Annotated in this window: 15 protein-coding genes; 6 read left to right on the top strand and 9 right to left on the bottom strand. The window is 68.5% G+C overall.

Annotated elements, in window-relative coordinates; genetic code table 11:
• Positions 1–400: transposase (locus EDC22_RS11825; RefSeq protein WP_132806859.1), on the top strand; the 400-nt coding region annotated here is incomplete at its 5' end.
• 17 nt (positions 401–417) lie between these two features.
• Here EDC22_RS11825 and EDC22_RS18220 read toward each other — a convergent pair.
• Both EDC22_RS18220 and EDC22_RS11815 read right to left on the bottom strand, forming a co-directional pair.
• A complete protein-coding gene (locus EDC22_RS18220; RefSeq protein WP_281048288.1) occupies positions 418–1686 on the bottom strand; it encodes a methyl-accepting chemotaxis protein in 1269 nt (422 codons plus the stop codon).
• Between the two features lie 4 nt (positions 1687–1690).
• Positions 1691–2269 carry a PAS domain-containing protein gene (locus EDC22_RS11815; protein WP_132806857.1) on the bottom strand — a complete coding sequence of 193 codons (579 nt, stop codon included), beginning with the start codon at positions 2267–2269 and terminating at the stop codon, positions 1691–1693.
• 151 nt (positions 2270–2420) lie between these two features.
• On the opposite strand from EDC22_RS11815, the gene EDC22_RS11810 reads away from it, so the two are divergent.
• Positions 2421–2600 carry a hypothetical protein gene (locus EDC22_RS11810; protein ID WP_132806856.1) on the top strand — a complete coding sequence of 60 codons (180 nt, stop codon included), beginning with the start codon at positions 2421–2423 and terminating at the stop codon, positions 2598–2600.
• Positions 2601–2643: 43 nt separating this feature from the next.
• On the opposite strand, the gene aceB is transcribed toward EDC22_RS11810, so the two are convergent.
• Positions 2644–4242, bottom strand: coding sequence for a malate synthase A (gene aceB, locus EDC22_RS11805; RefSeq protein WP_132806855.1), 1599 nt, complete (start codon positions 4240–4242; stop codon positions 2644–2646).
• A gap of 259 nt (positions 4243–4501) precedes the next feature.
• Between aceB and EDC22_RS11800 the strand changes: the two genes are divergently transcribed.
• Together EDC22_RS11800 and EDC22_RS11795 are read left to right on the top strand one after the other, a co-directional pair.
• Positions 4502–6106: an FAD-dependent oxidoreductase gene (locus tag EDC22_RS11800; protein ID WP_132806854.1), complete on the top strand. Its 1605-nt coding sequence runs from the start codon at positions 4502–4504 to the stop codon at positions 6104–6106.
• A 3-nt stretch (positions 6107–6109) separates the two neighbouring features.
• Positions 6110–6532, top strand: coding sequence for a hypothetical protein (locus tag EDC22_RS11795; RefSeq protein ID WP_132806853.1), 423 nt, complete (start codon positions 6110–6112; stop codon positions 6530–6532).
• A 7-nt stretch (positions 6533–6539) separates the two neighbouring features.
• Here EDC22_RS11795 and thiE read toward each other — a convergent pair whose 3' ends face one another.
• From thiE to EDC22_RS11775, 4 genes are all read right to left on the bottom strand, one after another.
• The gene (gene thiE / locus EDC22_RS11790) at positions 6540–7208 is read right to left on the bottom strand and encodes a thiamine phosphate synthase (RefSeq protein ID WP_245499731.1); all 669 of its coding nucleotides are present in this window, start codon (positions 7206–7208) and stop codon (positions 6540–6542) included.
• 235 nt (positions 7209–7443) lie between these two features.
• Complete coding sequence (gene glcF, locus EDC22_RS11785; RefSeq protein WP_132806851.1) at positions 7444–8760, bottom strand: glycolate oxidase subunit GlcF; 1317 nt, start codon at positions 8758–8760, stop codon at positions 7444–7446.
• Positions 8761–8767: 7 nt separating this feature from the next.
• Complete coding sequence (gene glcE, locus EDC22_RS11780; RefSeq protein WP_132806875.1) at positions 8768–9952, bottom strand: glycolate oxidase subunit GlcE; 1185 nt, start codon at positions 9950–9952, stop codon at positions 8768–8770.
• A gap of 8 nt (positions 9953–9960) precedes the next feature.
• On the bottom strand, positions 9961–11409 hold the full coding sequence (locus EDC22_RS11775; protein ID WP_132806850.1) for an FAD-linked oxidase C-terminal domain-containing protein: 1449 nt from the start codon (positions 11407–11409) through the stop codon (positions 9961–9963).
• A gap of 229 nt (positions 11410–11638) precedes the next feature.
• Here EDC22_RS11775 and EDC22_RS11770 point away from each other — a divergent pair, with 229 nt between their 5' ends.
• Positions 11639–12577 (top strand): LysR family transcriptional regulator, encoded by a 939-nt coding sequence (locus tag EDC22_RS11770; RefSeq protein WP_132806849.1) that lies wholly within the window; start codon positions 11639–11641, stop codon positions 12575–12577.
• Positions 12578–12611: 34 nt separating this feature from the next.
• Positions 12612–13082, top strand: a complete 471-nt coding sequence (locus EDC22_RS11765) for a c-type cytochrome (protein WP_207903764.1) — start codon at positions 12612–12614, stop codon at positions 13080–13082.
• Positions 13083–13134: 52 nt separating this feature from the next.
• Here EDC22_RS11765 and EDC22_RS11760 read toward each other — a convergent pair whose 3' ends face one another.
• Positions 13135–14295, bottom strand: a complete 1161-nt coding sequence (locus EDC22_RS11760; protein ID WP_132806848.1) for an osmoprotectant NAGGN system M42 family peptidase — start codon at positions 14293–14295, stop codon at positions 13135–13137.
• Positions 14292–16094: an N-acetylglutaminylglutamine synthetase gene (gene ngg, locus EDC22_RS11755; RefSeq protein WP_132806847.1), complete on the bottom strand. Its 1803-nt coding sequence runs from the start codon at positions 16092–16094 to the stop codon at positions 14292–14294. Before ngg ends, EDC22_RS11760 begins: the two co-directional genes overlap by 4 nt.
• Position 16095: the final 1 nt, after the last annotated feature.

The raw sequence follows: 16095 nt of genomic DNA, 5'->3' as shown, positions 1-16095 counted from the left end.
CCACGGGCGCAAGCGGCACATCCTGACCGACACCGACGGGCGGCTCCTCGCCGTCGAGGTCCACGCCGCCGATGTCCAGGACCGCGACGGCGCAAAGGGCGTCCTGCGCCGCTTTCGCCGCGCCTTCCCCTTCGTCGAGCATGTGTTCGCCGATGGCGGCTATGCCGGGCGCCTCGTCGATTGGGCCAGGAGCCGGACCCACATCGTCCTTGAGATTGTCCGCCGCTGCCCGACCGCCGCGGGCTTCGTCGTGCTCAAGCGGCGCTGGGTGGTCGAGCGCAGCTTCGCCTGGATCATGAAGTGCCGCCGCCTGGTGCGCGACTACGCGCAACTCACCGCCGTCGCCGAAGCCCTCATCACCATCGCCGCAACCGCCACGCTGCTCAGAAGATGGCCGTGACCCTTCTCAAACACGCTCTAAAGCGCCCTGGCCCGGGCGAAATAGGTCTCGATCTCCGCCTCTAGGTTGCTGGCCCGGCCACGCAGCCGTTCGGCAGCGGCCGTCAGGGCCCGCGCGGCTTCGCCGGTGATCGACACCGACCGGCCGACATCGGTGATGTTGGCGGAGACGGTATCGGTGCCGGTGCGTGCGACCGACATGCTGTCGGCGATGCCGCGGGCGACGATCGTCTGCTCGCGCACGGCGTCGGCGATTGACTCGGAGATGCCGACGATCTCACCGACGATCGAGGAAACCTCGCCGATCACCTGGACAGCGCGCGAGGTTTCGGCGCGGATCACGGCGATCTGCTCGCCGATGCGGTCGGTAGCCTGGGCGGACTGGGTCGCCAGCGCCTTCACCTCGGAAGCCACCACCGCGAAGCCGCGGCCGGCCTCGCCGGCGCGGGCGGCCTCGATCGTGGCGTTGAGCGCCAGCAGGTTGGTCTGCTCGGCGATGGCACGGATGAGATCGACGATCTCGCCGATCGCGCCCGCCGCCTGTTCCAGCCCCTGGATGGTGCCCTGCGAGTTGCGCGTCTCTGCCGCTGCCCGTTCGGTCACCTCGCGGGCGGTTGTAACGAGCCCGCCGATCGAATCGACGGCGGCGCTCAGTCGGCCGATCGCATCGGCGACGTTGGCGACCTCGGACTGCATCACGTCGGCCTGGCGGCCGATCTCGGTGGTCTTGACCGAGCATTCGCCGGTCGCTGCCGCCATCGCCGCCGCAGTGTCGCCGACTTCCTCGGCGGCCGCGCGGACATCGCGCATGACGCTGCCGAGTTCGGTTTCGAACTTGTCGGTGACGGCCGAGAAATGCTGGAACTTTTCGCCCATCGCCGCGGTCGCCGCATTCATCACGTCGGCGGCGTGGCGGAACGAGCCGAGCAGTCCGCGCCGCAGGACGCGCCGGAAGAAGCGTCCGTCGCGCACATGCGACAGCGACGCCGTCGCCTCGCGCGCGAAGGCATCGACGATGTCGAGCTGATGGTTGATCGCCCGCATCATCCGTCCGAGCGTATCGGTCTCCCGGATGCCGATGATCCGGGCCTCCAGATCGCCCTTCGCCGCGCGCTCGCAGATCCCGGCCACCATGTCGAGACGGCCGCGCAGCACGGCGAGCTGATGAAGGGCCGCGAGAAGCGCGAGCACCGCCAGGGCAACCGCCGCCTGGCCGAGCGCAGGCGACAGCAGTCCGCCGATCAGCGCGCATACGGCCAGCGCGGCGCCGGCGGCGGTCAGGGCCACCGACCTAGAGAGAGAAGACGAATTCGTCATAGGGCATGCCTTTCTCGCGCAGCAGTGCATCGAGGAGAGCGGCGGAGGCGTCGAGACCCTGGGCGCGATTGGCGTGGCGGTCTTCCTCCGCCTTCAGCCGGGCATAGATCGCGGTGACGGCCGGCAGAACGCGCCGGTCCGGAGCGCGCCGATTGGAGTGGTAGCCGACGATCTGCCCGTCGGGACCGAAGCTCGGGGTGACGTGCGCGAAGACCCAGTAGTGATCCCCGTCTGCGGCGAGGTTCAGCACATAGGCGAAGATCTCGCGGCCGGAGGCGATCGTCTCCCACAACAGCCGGAACACCGCCCTCGGCATGTCTGGATGCCGGATCACCGAATGTGGCGCACCGAGCGCCTGTCCCTCCGACATGGCCGCCACCTTGAGGAACACGTCGTTGGCGTAGGTGATCCGGCCCTTGGTATCGGTCTTCGAGACGATGATCTCGTCCTCGCGGAACGTCCGTTCCCGGCCGCTCGGCACGACCGTCCGGGCGAGTTTCCTCTGGCCTGCGGCCTGACCTCGCGTCGCTGTCCTGCTCCCTGCAAATAGCATCGCGCCTCCCCAACCTCGTGGCATGCCCGGCGAACGAAGATGCGTCTACGGCGAGAGGCTTACGAACTGATTAAGGCCGATAATGCGCGCTTAACCAACGTGCGCGGGGTCGAAAGTCGACTTGCAACAGGGGATGTGGTAGTCGAAACGCATGCAGAACCCTTGCGATGTCGAGCTGGTGTCACGGCCGCGCACCGGGACGAGTACAGCGGTGCTGGCGGGCGCCGCGACGCTCGGTTTGCTGCTTGCGGCGGGGTTGGCACTGTGGGCTGTCTATGGCGACGGCCTCTATGCCGAGCGGCTGTTGTCGATGATCGCGAGCTGCATTTGAGGCGGCGCGGCCGGCGTGGCCGCCCCACCTGCGCGGAGTGATTTCAGGCGATCAGCCGGTAGGCCGGCAGCGTCAGGAATTCCTCGAAGCTGTCGGACGTCGACATGTCGCGGAACAGTGCCACGGCCTCCGCGAAACGGCCGGCATCGTAGACGGCAGGCGTAAGTTCCTTGCGCACATTGGCCATCTCATCGTCCAGCGTGGTCAGGAACAGATCCCGCGTCACCGTGCGGCCATCGTCCAGGGTGGCACGGTGGCGCAGTTGCTGCCAGATCTGCGCACGGCTGATCTCGGCGGTCGCCGCATCCTCCATCAGGTTGTAGAGCGGAACCGCGCCGCGGCCGCGCAGCCAGGCCTCGATGTACTGGACGCCGACGCGGATGTTCTCCCTGAGGCCGGCCTCGGTGCGGCTGCCCTCGTGCACCTCGAGCAGATCCTTCTGGGCGACGACGACATCCTCGCGCAGGTTGGTGAGCTGATTCTTGCCCGACATCCGCGCGTCGAAGACCGCCATCGCGACCGGTACCAGGTCGGGATGGGCGACCCAGGTTCCGTCATGGCCGTCGGCTGCTTCGCGTTCCTTGTCGGCCTTCACCTTGGCGAGCGCCGCCTCATTGGCGGCCGGGTCGCGGCGGTTCGGGATCTGCGCGGCCATTCCGCCCATGGCGAAGGCGCCGCGCCGGTGACAGGTCTTGATCAGCAGCAGCGAATAGGCCCTGAGGAATGCCTTGCCCATCACCACCTGGCCGCGGTCGGGCAGCAGGAAGGCCGGGTTGTTCCGCAACCGCTTGATGAAGGAGAAGATGTAGTCCCAGCGGCCGCAGTTGAGCCCGACGATATGGTCCTTCAGCTCCCACAGGATCTCGTCCATCTCGAAGGCGGCGGGAAGCGTCTCGATCAGCACGGTCGCCTTGATCGTGCCGCCCGGAAGGCCGAGCCGCTCCTGGGCATGACGGAAGACGTCGTTCCACAACCGCGCCTCGAGATGGCTCTCGAGCTTCGGCAGGTAGAAGTAGGGGCCGCTTCCCGCCTCGAGCGTCTTGCGGGCATTGTGGAACAGGTAGAGGCCGAAATCGAACAGCGCGCCCGAAACCGGCTCTCCGTCGACCAGAACATGTGCCTCCGGCAGATGCCATCCGCGCGGCCGGACGATCAGCACGGCTGGATTGTCGCCGAGCCGATAGGCCTTGCCGGTGTCCGGGTCGGTGAAGTCGAGACTGCCGTGCCAGCGGTCCCGGAGGTTGATCTGGCCCTCGACGATATTCGCCCATACGGGCGACGTGGCGTCCTCGAAATCGGCCATGAACACCCGGGCGCCGGAATTCAGCGCGTTGACGATCATCTTGCGGTCGACCGGACCGGTGATCTCGACGCGCCGGTCCTGCAAATCGGCCGGGATCGGCGCGATGGACCAGTCGCTTTCGCGCACATGTCGGGTCTCGGCCAGGAAATCCGGCAACTCGCCGGCATCGAACCGCTTCTGGCGCTCCTCACGCATCTTCAGCAGCCGTCGGCGTTGCGTATCGAAGCGGCGATGCAGGTCGGCCACGAAGGCCAGCGCCGCGGGCGTCAGTACCTCGTCGTACCGCGCCCCGGCCGGGCCGACGATCTCGACTGCGCGATCCAGAGCCGATTCGGTCATGGCGGTTCCTCCCTGCCGTGTCGGGTTCAAGGAACCACAAGCTGTCTACTGTCGGAATAGACGATAATAACTCGCTCTTGTTCCCTCCGGGAAAAGATCGTCGGCCAACGCGGCAGGGCGACGGTGTGAATTTACCGTTAATCCCAAAAGCCGCCCATCCGGTGCGTCGGGCCGCTAATCTCGCCTGCATTCGACGCGAATTTGCAGCGACTTGAATCGCCTCGACCGGGGCGGTCGTCCGGCAAGCGGGATTGTGGCGATGATCATCGACCTCGACCAATTCGAGACCAGCGAAGCCGTCGTCGGCGGAGTCTGCATCGTCGGTGCCGGTCCGGCCGGCATAACCCTGGCGCTGGAACTTGCGGCCAGGGGCCGGGACGTCATCCTGCTTGAGTCGGGCGGGCGAAGCTACGAGGACGCCACCCAGGCGCTCTACCACGGCGAGGTGATCGGCCAGCCGAACACCGATGTCGGGGCCTCGCGGCTCCGGCAGTTCGGCGGCACCTCCGGCCACTGGACAGGGTTGTGCGCGCCGCTCGATCCGATCGATTTCGAGGCGCGCGCCGGCGTCCCGCATTCGGGTTGGCCGATCGGCCGCGCCGATCTCGATCCCTACTACGAGACCGCCCAGACCTATCTCGAGCTGGGGCCGTTCCGCTACGATTTCGCCGACTGGAAGGATCGGCTGCCGAGCCCCGCGCTGCCGCTCGATCCCGCCCTGGTCGAGACCGCGATCTATCAGCAGAGCCCGCCGACCCGCTTCGCCGAGACCTACTGGGATCCGATCGCGCGCAACGACAGGATCCGCTGCATCCTGCACGCCAACCTGGTCGACATCCTGCTGGTCGACGACGCCGTCGCCCATTTCGAGTTCGCGAGCCTTGGCGGGCACAGGCTCAGGGTGCGCGCCGGCGCCTATGTCATCGCCTGCGGCGGCATCGAGAATGCACGGATCCTGCTCAACTGCCGCAAGCAGCGCCCGGCCGGAATCGGCAACGAACACGATCTCGTCGGCCGCTACTTCATGGATCATCTCAATTGCGAGGTCGGTGCCATCCTCTTTGCCGAGGACGACATCGACCTTGCGCTCTATGACCAGGTCATCGACAGCGACGGCGCGGCGCTGCAGATCGGTCTGAAGCTGCCGGCCGCGACGATGCGGCGCGAGGGGCTTCTCAACAACACCGCCTTCCTGGTCCCCGAGTACGAGAACGCAGCCTTCTCCGACGATTTCCGCGGCCATGGCTGGGTGTCGTTCTCGACGATGGTGAAAGCCTTCTCGCGCGGGCGGATCCCGGACCGCTTCGCCGAGAACTACTGCAACGCAGTCGAGGATGCCGGCTCGATTGCCGTCGGCGCCTATCGACATGTGATGCGCCGCTTCGTTCCGGCCGGCCGCGCCATTGCCGCCAAGCTGCGCCAGGATGCCGAGCAGTCGCCGAACCCGGACAGCCGCGTGCTGCTGATCGACGAGCAGGATCCGTTCGGGTGGCGCCGGATCGCGCTCGACTGGCGCATTCAGGCAACCGATTACGACAGCCTGCGCCGCACCCACGAGGCGATCGGTCAGGCGGTCGGCGCTGCCGGCCTCGGCCGCGTCCAGATCGGCATCACCGACCCGCCGGACCTCGATCTCGCCTACACCGGCTACCACCACATGGGCACCACCCGCATGCATGACAGCCCGCGCCGCGGCGTCGTCGACCGCAATTGCCGGCTGCACTCGGTGAACAACCTCTACATGGCCGGGAGTTCGGTATTCACCACCGGCGGCACCGCCAATCCGACGCTCACGATCGTCGCGCTTGCTGCCCGTCTTGCCGACCATCTGGCGACTTCCGTCACCGCCCAACTGAGGATCTGAGCCATGGGAACCGCCACCCGCATCACCCGCCGCGTGGCGCTGGGCGCACTTGCCGTCGTCGGCCTGGGTGCCGCCGCCTACGGCTCGAGCCTTGCGGCCTGCGGTTTCGTCAAGCGCAACCGGCCGGATTTCTTCGCCCTGCTCGACGCCGTTCCGGATGATGCCTCGAGCCGCCGGGTCGGCCGTGCAATGCTGGCGAGCGGCCGGGCGCCGCGCGATCTCGCCAGGCTCGCCGCATCGCTTGGCGAGCGTCCATTGATCCGCGCCGCGCTCGACAGCGGCTGTCCCGACACCCGCCGCGCGCTGGTACAGGCCCAGTGCCGTGCCGATTTCGTCGAGGGACGGATGGTCACCGTCGACGGCTGGGTGCTGTCGCAGACGGAAGCCGAGCTCTGTGCGGCGGCCGATATCGCGCGCAGCGCCTGACGACGGTTCAGTCGGGTGTCGGCGCGGGGTGGACCGCTGCCCGGGCCGTCCTGACAGCATCGGCGATCGCGCGGGTCGCCGCCTCAGGATCGCCCGCCGCGCAGATCGCCGAGACCGCCGCCACGCCGTCGGCACCCGCCCGGATCGCTTCGCCGGCGCAGGTCGCGTCGATGCCGCCGATCGCCACCACCGGCAGCCGGCACAAGGCCGTCACTGTCGCGATCCCGGCCGGCCCGATCGCGGCGCCGGCGTCGTCCTTGGTCGCGGTCGCGCGGAACGGACCGGTACCCAGATAGTCGACGGCGTGCAGATCGTCGCGCGCGGCGGCGAATTCCGCCGGGTTTCCGACCGACAGGCCGATGATCGCATCCTCGCCCATCAGCCGCCGCGCGGCAGAGGCAGGCATGTCGGTCTGGCCGAGATGCACCCCGTCGGCGCCGGCAGCCATCGCGACGTCGACGCGGTCGTTGACCAGCAGCGGGACACCGAGCGGCCGCAGCATTGCGACCAGCGTCTCGGCGAGCGCCAGGATCTCGCGGATTGGCGCGGCGGAATCGCGCAACTGGACCAGCGTCGCGCCACCGGCGACGGCAAGCCGCACCGTCTCCGCGACGCCGCGTGCCCCGCACAGCCGCGTGTCGGTGACGAGATAGACGGACAGGTCGAATGGCTTCACGGCTTCGCTCCCGCTGTGGCGAGGCGAGCATATGGCTGGCGATGCGTGAACGAAAGCCGGCGGCCGGCGGGGCGTGGCTGTCGTGCCACCCTGTTGGTTTGGGTCGGGGCGACGATGAACATGCTCGCCCCCATCAGACCGGAGCGGGCCCGTTCCTCGCCGAGATCGTCGGTATCGAGCCTTGGCACGGACCGGTCGGGGCAGGCGGCCGCAGTCGAGTGCGTCCGACGAGGTGTCACGGGCTGGCGACGGCGGCCAGCCGCTCCGGCTTCGTCCCGCCATAGGCCCAGTCGAGCAGTTCCACCGTATGGACGATCGGGATTGCGGTGCCGAGCCCGATCTGGGTCATGCAGCCGATATTGCCGGTGGCGATCACGTCGGGTGCGGTGCTCTCGATGTTCCGCACCTTTCGCGCCCTGAGCCGGCCCGACAGTTCCGGCTGCAGCATGTTGTATGTTCCCGCCGACCCGCAGCAGATGTGGCCCTCGGGCACATCGCGGACCTTGAAACCGGCGGCCCTCAGCAGCTCCTTCGGCTCCTCGCGGATCTGCTGCCCGTGCTGCATGGAGCAGGCCGAGTGATAGGCGACGGTCAGGCCCGGCCGTGTTTCGGGGGCGGGCAGGGTGAGCGTCGCCAGATACTCGGAGATGTCCTTCGCCAGGCGCGCAACCCGCTCCGCCTTGCCGGCATAGGCGTCGTCGGTGCGCAGCATGAAGCCGTAATCCTTGATCGTCGTGCCGCATCCCGAAGCGGTGATCAGGATCGCGTCGAGCCCGTCCCCTTCGATCTCGGCCGTCCAGGCGTCGATGTTGGCGCGGGCGAAGGCGAGCGCATCGGCCTCGCGGCCCATGTGGTGCACCAGCGCGCCGCAGCAGCCCTCGCCCTTCGCCAGAACCACCTCGATGCCGAGGCGGTTGAGCAGCCGGATCGTCGCCTCGTTGATGCCGGGGTCGAGCACCGGTTGGGCGCAGCCGGACAGCAGCACCACGCGGCCGCGCCGCGGTACGGCCGGGGCGAATATCGCCGGTCCCTCGACGGGTGAGCGGCCGGGCAGGCGGTTCGGCGCCAGCGCCAGCATTGCGGCGAGCCGCTGCAGACCCGGCACCCTCCGCACCAGGGGAAGCGCGAGCCGCCCGAACCATGCGGCGGCGAGCGCAGCGCGGAAACGGTTCGGATAGGGCAGGATCGCCGCGATCAGCGACCGCAGCGCCCGGTCGTGCCAGGGGCGCCGATAGGTCGCCTCGATATGGGCGCGGGCATGATCGACCAGATGCATGTAGTGCACGCCCGAGGGGCAGGTGGTCATGCAGGACAGACAGGACAGGCATCGGTCTATGTGCTTCACGACCTGTTCCGAGGCCGGCTTGCCGCCCTCCAGCATGTCCTTGATCAGGTAGATGCGCCCGCGCGGGCTGTCGAGCTCGTCGCCAAGTTCGAGATAGGTCGGACAGGTCGCCGTGCAGAACCCGCAATGTACGCAGCTCCTCAGGATCTTCTCCGAGGCCGCCATGTGCGGATCGGCAAGCTGGGCGGGTGTGAAGTTGGTCTGCATCTGCGCCTCAGACCCCCGCGTACATCCGCCCCGGATTCAGCACCCGCGCCGGGTCGAAGGCGTCCTTGATCTTCCGGGTCAACTCCATCACCGGGGTGGGCAGGGGATGGAAGACCTCCGCCGCGGCCCGTATCTCGTCCGGCGCCTTCATCAGGGTGGCGTGGCCGCCATGCGCGGCGAGTGCGGCGCGGATCGGTCCGGCCTGCGCGTCGCCGGCAGGCTCGCACGCCGCCCAGATCAGGCCCCCGCCCCAGTCGAGGAACAGGCGGGAGACGCCGGCCCGGCGCAGCGCTGCGGCCACCGACGGTCCGGAGGCAGGCCGGGTCGAGATCTTCCAGACGGCCAGGGCCGAGACGTCGCCGAGCGGCGCGAGCTCGCCGACCTCCCGCCAGCGGGCCGCGCTCGCCTCGCCGCGCAGCACGTCCGGCACGCCGTGCGCGACCAGATGGGCGGCCAGCGCGCCCGCCCGGTAGGTCATCTGCGCCTCGAAGCCCTCGAGTCGGAGGAGAGTCTCGGCCGGACTGCCGGCCCAGCCGGGAAGGTGCGCCGCGCCGGTCACCTCCCACGGACTGCCGAGCCCCGCGGAGAGGCAGGCGACCGCGTCGGCCTCCGACAGGCCTGAGAAGATCAGCGTTGCCTCGGTTTCTGGGCTGGGCAGCACCTTGAAGGTCACCTCGGTCAGCACACCGAGCGTGCCGAAGGCCCCCGCCATGAGCTTCACCAGATCGTAGCCGGTGACGTTCTTCATCACCCGGCCGCCGTTCTTGACGATCTCACCGCGACCGTTGACGAGGCGCACACCGATCAGTGAATCCCGCGCCGCCCCGGCATGGATGCGACGGGGGCCGGCGAGGTTGGCCGCGACCACCGCGCCGATCGAGGCACGGGCCGGATCGCCCTCCCACAGCGCGGTCAGGCGTGGCGGATCGAAGGCGAGGCGCTGGCCGCCGGCCGCAAGCGTCGACTCCAGCTCGGCAAGCGGTGTACCGGCCTTCGCGCTGATCACCAGTTCCGCCGGCTCGTAGAGCGTGATGCCGCTGAGTCGGTCGAGCGACAGCGTTGCCGCGGTCTGCGTCGGACGGCCGAGGCCGCGCTTGGTTGCGCCGCCGGTGATCTCCAGCGGTCCGTCGATCCGCGCGGCGCGTACCGTCTCGGCAACCGATGCCTCGTCATCCGGGCGGAAGTCCGGCATCGGAACGCTCACGCGGCCCTTGCCGGTGCGGGCCGGCCGTCGAGCGGAAACACCTTGGCGGGATTGAGCAGCCAGGCCGGATCGAACACCGATTTCAGCGCCATCTGCTGGTCCAGGTCGACCTGATCGAACTGCGCGCGCATCAGGTCGCGCTTCTCAATCCCGACCCCGTGTTCGCCGGTCAGGCAGCCGCCGACCTCGACGCACAGGCGCAGGATGTCGGCACCGCACGCCTCGGCCTTGGCGAGCTGCTCGGGATCGTTGACGTCATACAGCACGAGCGGGTGCAGGTTGCCGTCGCCGGCGTGGAAGATGTTGGCGACTCCGAGCCCGTAGCCCGCGCAGATCGCCGCGATGCGGGTCAAGACTTCCGGCAGGCGGCCGGTCGGGATGGTGCCGTCCATGCACATGTAGTCGGAAATGCGGCCCATCGCGCCGAATGCCGACTTGCGGCCCTTCCAGATGGCCGCCGCCTCGGCAGCCGTCCGCGCCTCGCGCACATGCACCGCGCCGGTCTCGCGCGCCACCGCGACGATGCGCTCGAGCTGGTCGGAAATCTCCTCCGGCGAGCCTTCGACCTCGACGATCAGCATCGCCTCGACGTCGAGCGGATAGCCGGCATGGGCGAACTCCTCGCAGATGCGGATCGCCGGCCGGTCCATGAACTCGATGGCGACCGGAAGGATGCCGCGCGCCAGCGTCGCGGCGACGCAGGCGCCCGCATCCTCGCTCGAGTTGAAGCCGAACAGGACTGGCCGAGCGCCCTCGGCCTTCGGCAGGATGCGCAGCGTCGCCTCGGTCACGAGGCCGAGCTGGCCTTCCGAACCGGTCATCAGGCCGAGAATGTCGTAGCCCGGACTGTCGAGATGCTCGCCGCCGAGCTCGATCACCGTGCCGTCCATCAGCACCACGGTGAGACCGAGCAGGTTGTTGGTGGTGACGCCGTATTTGAGGCAGTGGGCGCCGCCGGAATTCATGCCGACATTGCCGCCGATGGTGCAGGCGAGCTGGCTCGAGGGATCCGGCGCGTAGAAGAAGCCGAGATGATCGACCGCCTGCGAAACGGCGAGGTTGGTGATGCCGGCCTCGACCCGGATGGTACGGTTGGCGGTGTCGAGTGCAAGAACGCGGTTCATGCGCGACAGGCCGACGACGACCGAATCGGCGAGTGGCAGCGCCCCGCCGGCCAGCGAGGTGCCGGCGCCGCGACCGACCACCTTGACCCCTGCTCTGTTGAGGAAGGCGAGGATGCGGCTCACCTCGTCCGTCGTCGCCGGCAGCGCGACGGCGAGCGGCACCTGCCGGTAGGCGGTCAGCGCATCGGTCTCGTAGGCACGCAATTCATCCTCGTCGGCGATCGTCCAGCGCTCGCCGACGATTGCCGCGAGGCCGCGGACGATCTCCGCGCGACGTTCCAGGATGGCCGGGTCGGGGGCCGGCTGAGCCACGCTCGACATTGTCTCCTCCCGCGCCGGATCTCCTCGCCCGTCGGGTCTCTTCCCGTGAAGGGGGTGATCCCGGCGCCTCGCCGGCGCGTCCGCTTCGTTCGCAACGAGAACAAATGTTGCACGTCGCCGGTCGGAGCCCGTGCGATCTTGACCTAGTTTGCCATCGCCTGACTTACTCACAAGGCATAAAGTCAACAAGGATTGTTTCCATCATGGAAACTGCGGTGGGATAGCGCGCATGACCGAGCTGACTGACATGGAGATCTTCGCGCATGTCGTCACGGCCGGCAGCATGTCGGCTGCCGGCCGCGAGATGGGACTATCGCCGGCCGTCATCTCCAAGCGGATCCGCCGTCTCGAGGAGCGGTTGGGATCGCGTCTGTTGCAGCGCACGACGCGCCAGATCGCGCTGACCGAGGAGGGACAGGGCTACTATGAGCGGGTGATCGCCATCCTCGCCTCGATCGAGGAGGCCGAGGCATTCGTCGCCCGCCGCAACGAGTCGCCGCGCGGCACGTTGCGCGTCACCGCGCCCACGTCCTTCGCCCGCATGCACATCGCCCCCTATCTCGGCCGCTTCCTCGAACAGTATCCTGATCTTACCCTCAATCTGATGCTGTCCGACACCTTCGTCGATATCGTCGGCGAAGGATTCGATCTGGCAATCCGGATCGCGGCTCTGGAGAATTCGAGTCTGATCGCGCGCCGGCTCGCGCCCAACCACCGGGTCATCTGCGCCTCGCCCGCCTATCTGGCGCGGGCTGGCAGACCCCGGAGCCTTGCCGATCTCGCCCACCACAACTGCCTGTTCGCCTCGCATCAGGACCTCTGGCAGCTCGAGGGGCCGGAAGGGCCGACGGCAATCCGCGTGGCGGGCAAGCTGCAGACCAATTCCAGCGAGGTGGTGCGCGAGACGGTGATCGCCGGTCTCGGCATCGCGCTGCGTTCGACCTGGGATGTCGGTCCGGCGCTCAAGAGTGGCCAGCTCGAGATCGTGCTGCCGCAATATCGGGAATCGCGCCGTGTCGCGGTTTATGCCGTCTATCCTAGCCGCCGCTTCCTGCCGGCCAAGGTCCGGGTCTTCATCGATTTCCTCGCCGATCTCTACGGACCCGAACCTTACTGGGACAAGGGACTGGCACTGGGTCTCAGGCAGGATGGCGAGGTTGCGGCCTGACGTGCCGGTCCGTAGTGTTGCGTCGGGTGCGAGAATGGCGCTGAAGCGGGCGGTTCGCGGCATGAATCGGCTGGCACGTGTGGCGATCTGGGTGGCTGGTCTGGTCCTGACCGCGCTCACCGCAATCGGGCTTGCAGAGGGCGAAGCGCGCGCGCAGTCCAGTGCGGACCGGGGCGAGGAACTGTTCCGGGTATGCGCGGCCTGCCACCAGATTGGCAGTGGGGCGCGCAATGCGGTCGGCCCGATCCTCAACAACATCGTCGGCCGCCGCATCGGCAGCCGCTCCGGTTTCCGCTACTCACCGGCCATGGCCTCGGCGGGAGCCGATGGGAAGGTGTGGACGATCGAGCTGCTGGACGCCTTCCTGGCGGATGCGCGCGCGGCGATGCGCGGCAACCGGATGGCCTTTGCGGGCCTGCGCGATCCCAGTCAGCGCGCCGACCTGATCGCCTATCTGGCGACGCTCAATTTCGACGATCCGTCGGAATCGAAGATCCTGAAATAGCCGTCCAGCGCCGGGACGGCCTCGCGCAGCAGGCGCAGTCGGTCACGGCCTGTCAGCCGGGATCGCGAAGCTCGGCGTCTCCGGTCAGATCCTGATCGGCCTCTGCCGTGGGCTGGCGGGTAAAGCCTCGCAGCGACCCGAACTCCTCGGCATCGCGCGGGATGTCGACGGGGCTCTGCACATAGACCGAGATCAGTTCCGCCAGCGATCGCAGCGCATGCATGTGGATGCGCTCGTAGCCATGGCTGGCGTCAACGCCGAAGGTGACGAGGGCCGTCCGCACGTCATGGCCGGCCTCGATCGCCGAGGCCGAGTCCGAGCGGTAGTGCCGGAACACGTCCTTCTGGAAGCGGATTTCGTGGTCCCGGCACAGCCCGACCAGCTTGCGGGTGAGGTGCCAGTCGAACGGCCCGGTCTGATCGGCCATCGCGATGGTGACGCCGAACTCGTTCGAGTTCTGGCCCGGTGCCGTGGTGCCGTTGTCCACCGCGACCATTGCGGCGATGTGCGGCGGCAGCACGCCGGACGCGCCGACACCGACCTCCTCGGCGATGGTGAACAGCCAGTAGGCATCGACCGGCAGCTTCGCCTTCTCGCGTCGGATCGCTTCCAGCGCCGCCAGCATGACGGCGACCCCTGCCTTGTCGTCGAGATGCCTGGAGACGATGAAGCCGTTGTCGAGGAACTCGGTCTCGGGGTCTATGGCGACGATGTCGCCGACATCGATGCCTAGCCGGCCAATCTCCTCGGCGGAACGGGCGAAGGCATCGACGCGCAGCTCCACATGGGGCCAGCCCACCGGCAGGCTGTCCACCTCGTCGCCGTAGGTATGGCCCGACGCCTTCAGCGGCAGGATCGAACCGCGATAGGCGCCGCTCTCCGAGTAGATCGTGCAGCGCGCCCCTTCGGCGAACCGGGCCGACCAGTGACCGATCGGCACGAGTTCCAGCCGACCGTTGTCCTTGATCAGCTTGACCTGGGCACCGAGCGTGTCGAGATGGGAGATGATCGCCCGGGCGGGATGCTCCCTGCGGCCCTGGGTGAAGGCACGGATCGCGCCGCGCCGGGTCAATTCGAAGTCGATGCCGAGCCGGTCGAGCTCCTTGCCGCACAGTCGCACGACATTGTCGGTGAAGCCGGTCGGACTGGGGCAGGCGAGGAGCTCGCGGAGCGTCCTGGCCAGATAATCGGTGTCGATCCTTAGACGCGTCATGCCGGCTGCGCCACGCTCTGCCGGGCGGTCCGCATCGCCGTCGGGATCGATAGCGGGAACAGGAGGTCGACGAACCGCTCGGCGGTCGGCTGCGGTTCGTGGTTGGCGAGCCCGGGCCGTTCGTTCGCCTCGACGAACACGTAGTCGGCCTCGCATGGGCTCTTCACCATCAGGTCGATTCCGGTTACCGGGATGTCGATCGCGCGCGCCGCCCGGACCGCCGCCTCGATCAGCACCGGGTGCACGTGGTCGGTGACGTCGTGGATGGTGCCGCCGGTGTGCAGGTTGGCGGTGCGCCGAACGCGCACTTCGAGCCCCTCCGGTGGCACGTCGTCGAGGCCGAAGCCGGCGAGACCGATGCAGCGCTCGGTCTCGCCATCGAGCGGGATCCTTGATTCCCCGCCGGTCGCGGCCGCGCGCCGCCGGCTCTGCGCCTCGATCAGTTTCCGCACCGTGCTCTCGCCGTCTCCGACGATGCGCGCCGGCTTGCGGATCGCGGCGGCGACGACCCGGTAGTCGATCACCACGAGCCGCAGGTCCTCGCCCTCGACATATTGTTCCACCAGCACCCGGTCGCAGATCTCGCGGGCCCGGACGATCGCCGTTTCGACCTCGGCAAGGTCGGTCAGGCCGACGGCGATGCCGCGACCCTGTTCGCCGCGGGCCGGCTTGACGACGACGCAGCCGTGCTCGGCGAGGAAGGCTGCCACCGCCGCCGGGTCGTCCGCCTCGCATTGCGCGGGAACCGCGACGCCAGCCCGCGCGACCACGCGCCGGGTGACCGCCTTGTCGTCGCAGATCTGCACGGCGACGCCGCTGGTCAGCTCGCTCAGCGATTCGCGGCAGTGGATCGAGCGGCCGCCATAGGACAGCCGGAAGAAGCCGCCGGCCGCGTCGGTGATCTCGACGTCGATGCCGCGCCGGCGCGCCTCGTCGACGATCAGCCGCGCATAGGGATTGAGGTCCGCCTCGGGGGGAGGGCCTGCGAACAGCCTCTCGTTGATCTGGTTCTTGCGCTTGACTGCGAAGAACGGCACCCGCACGAAACCGAGCTTCTCGTACAGTGCGATCGCCTGGGCGTTGTCGTGCAGTACCGAGAGGTCCATCCAGGCGGCCCCGCGGGCCGTCATGTGCTCGGCGAGCCGGCGAACCAGCGCCTCGCCGATGCCCGGCTGCGGTGCCTGCGGATCGACGGCGAGGCACCACAGCGACGAGCCGTGCTCCGGATCGCCGAAGGCCCGGCCGTGATCGACGCCCATCACCGTGCCCACCACCGATCCCGTCGCCTCGTCCTCGGCGACGAACACGGTGATCGCCCGGCTGTCGCGACGCGACCAGAAGTAGTCCGGCGCCACCGGCACCATGCCGCGCGACACGTAGATGCGGTTCACCGCGTCGGCGTCGTCGGCCGACGACATCCGCCGTACGACGAAGCCGTGCGGCTTGCGCCGGGCGCCGCGATACGTGGCGAGATCGAGCCGGTAGGTATGCGAGGGATCGAGGAAGAGTTCGTGCGGCGCGGCGGCCAGGACGACATGCGGGTCGCGCACGTAGAACGCGATGTCGCGGCGCTCCGGCGTCTCGGCGCGCATTGCCTCGGCGAGCTCGGCAGGGTCATCGAAGGTCTGGCCGAACAGCAGCCGCCCCCAGCCGCAGGAGACCGCGACGTTGCGCGGACGGTCGGGCGCGGAGTCGGTCCCCGGATCGTGGATCGGCGGCTTCAGGCCCTGATCGCGCATCCGCCTGAGGCGGTGGGTGTAGGCGTCTCGGGATCGGCGCGGGGATATGGCCATCGTCATG

Origin of the sequence: Tepidamorphus gemmatus, from assembly GCF_004346195.1 — a bacterium.
GTDB classification, from domain to species: domain Bacteria; phylum Pseudomonadota; class Alphaproteobacteria; order Rhizobiales; family Tepidamorphaceae; genus Tepidamorphus; species Tepidamorphus gemmatus.
Note: the sequence above shows the minus strand (reverse complement) of the source record. Positions and strands in the feature narration are given on the sequence as shown.

Bases quoted from the DNA above. Each gene is read 5' to 3' on its own strand.
- glcE (WP_132806875.1), bottom strand. From the start codon at position 9,952: ATGCCGGACTTCCGCCCGGATGACGAGGCATCGGTTGCCGAGACGGTA.
- EDC22_RS11765 (WP_207903764.1), top strand. From the start codon at position 12,612: ATGGCGCTGAAGCGGGCGGTTCGCGGCATGAATCGGCTGGCACGTGTG.
- glcF (WP_132806851.1), bottom strand. From the start codon at position 8,760: ATGCAGACCAACTTCACACCCGCCCAGCTTGCCGATCCGCACATGGCG.
- EDC22_RS11760 (WP_132806848.1), bottom strand. From the start codon at position 14,295: ATGACGCGTCTAAGGATCGACACCGATTATCTGGCCAGGACGCTCCGC.
- EDC22_RS11810 (WP_132806856.1), top strand. From the start codon at position 2,421: ATGCAGAACCCTTGCGATGTCGAGCTGGTGTCACGGCCGCGCACCGGG.
- EDC22_RS11800 (WP_132806854.1), top strand. From the start codon at position 4,502: ATGATCATCGACCTCGACCAATTCGAGACCAGCGAAGCCGTCGTCGGC.
- EDC22_RS11815 (WP_132806857.1), bottom strand. From the start codon at position 2,269: ATGCTATTTGCAGGGAGCAGGACAGCGACGCGAGGTCAGGCCGCAGGC.
- EDC22_RS11775 (WP_132806850.1), bottom strand. From the start codon at position 11,409: ATGTCGAGCGTGGCTCAGCCGGCCCCCGACCCGGCCATCCTGGAACGT.
- ngg (WP_132806847.1), bottom strand. From the start codon at position 16,094: ATGACGATGGCCATATCCCCGCGCCGATCCCGAGACGCCTACACCCAC.
- EDC22_RS11770 (WP_132806849.1), top strand. From the start codon at position 11,639: ATGACCGAGCTGACTGACATGGAGATCTTCGCGCATGTCGTCACGGCC.
- aceB (WP_132806855.1), bottom strand. From the start codon at position 4,242: ATGACCGAATCGGCTCTGGATCGCGCAGTCGAGATCGTCGGCCCGGCC.
- EDC22_RS11795 (WP_132806853.1), top strand. From the start codon at position 6,110: ATGGGAACCGCCACCCGCATCACCCGCCGCGTGGCGCTGGGCGCACTT.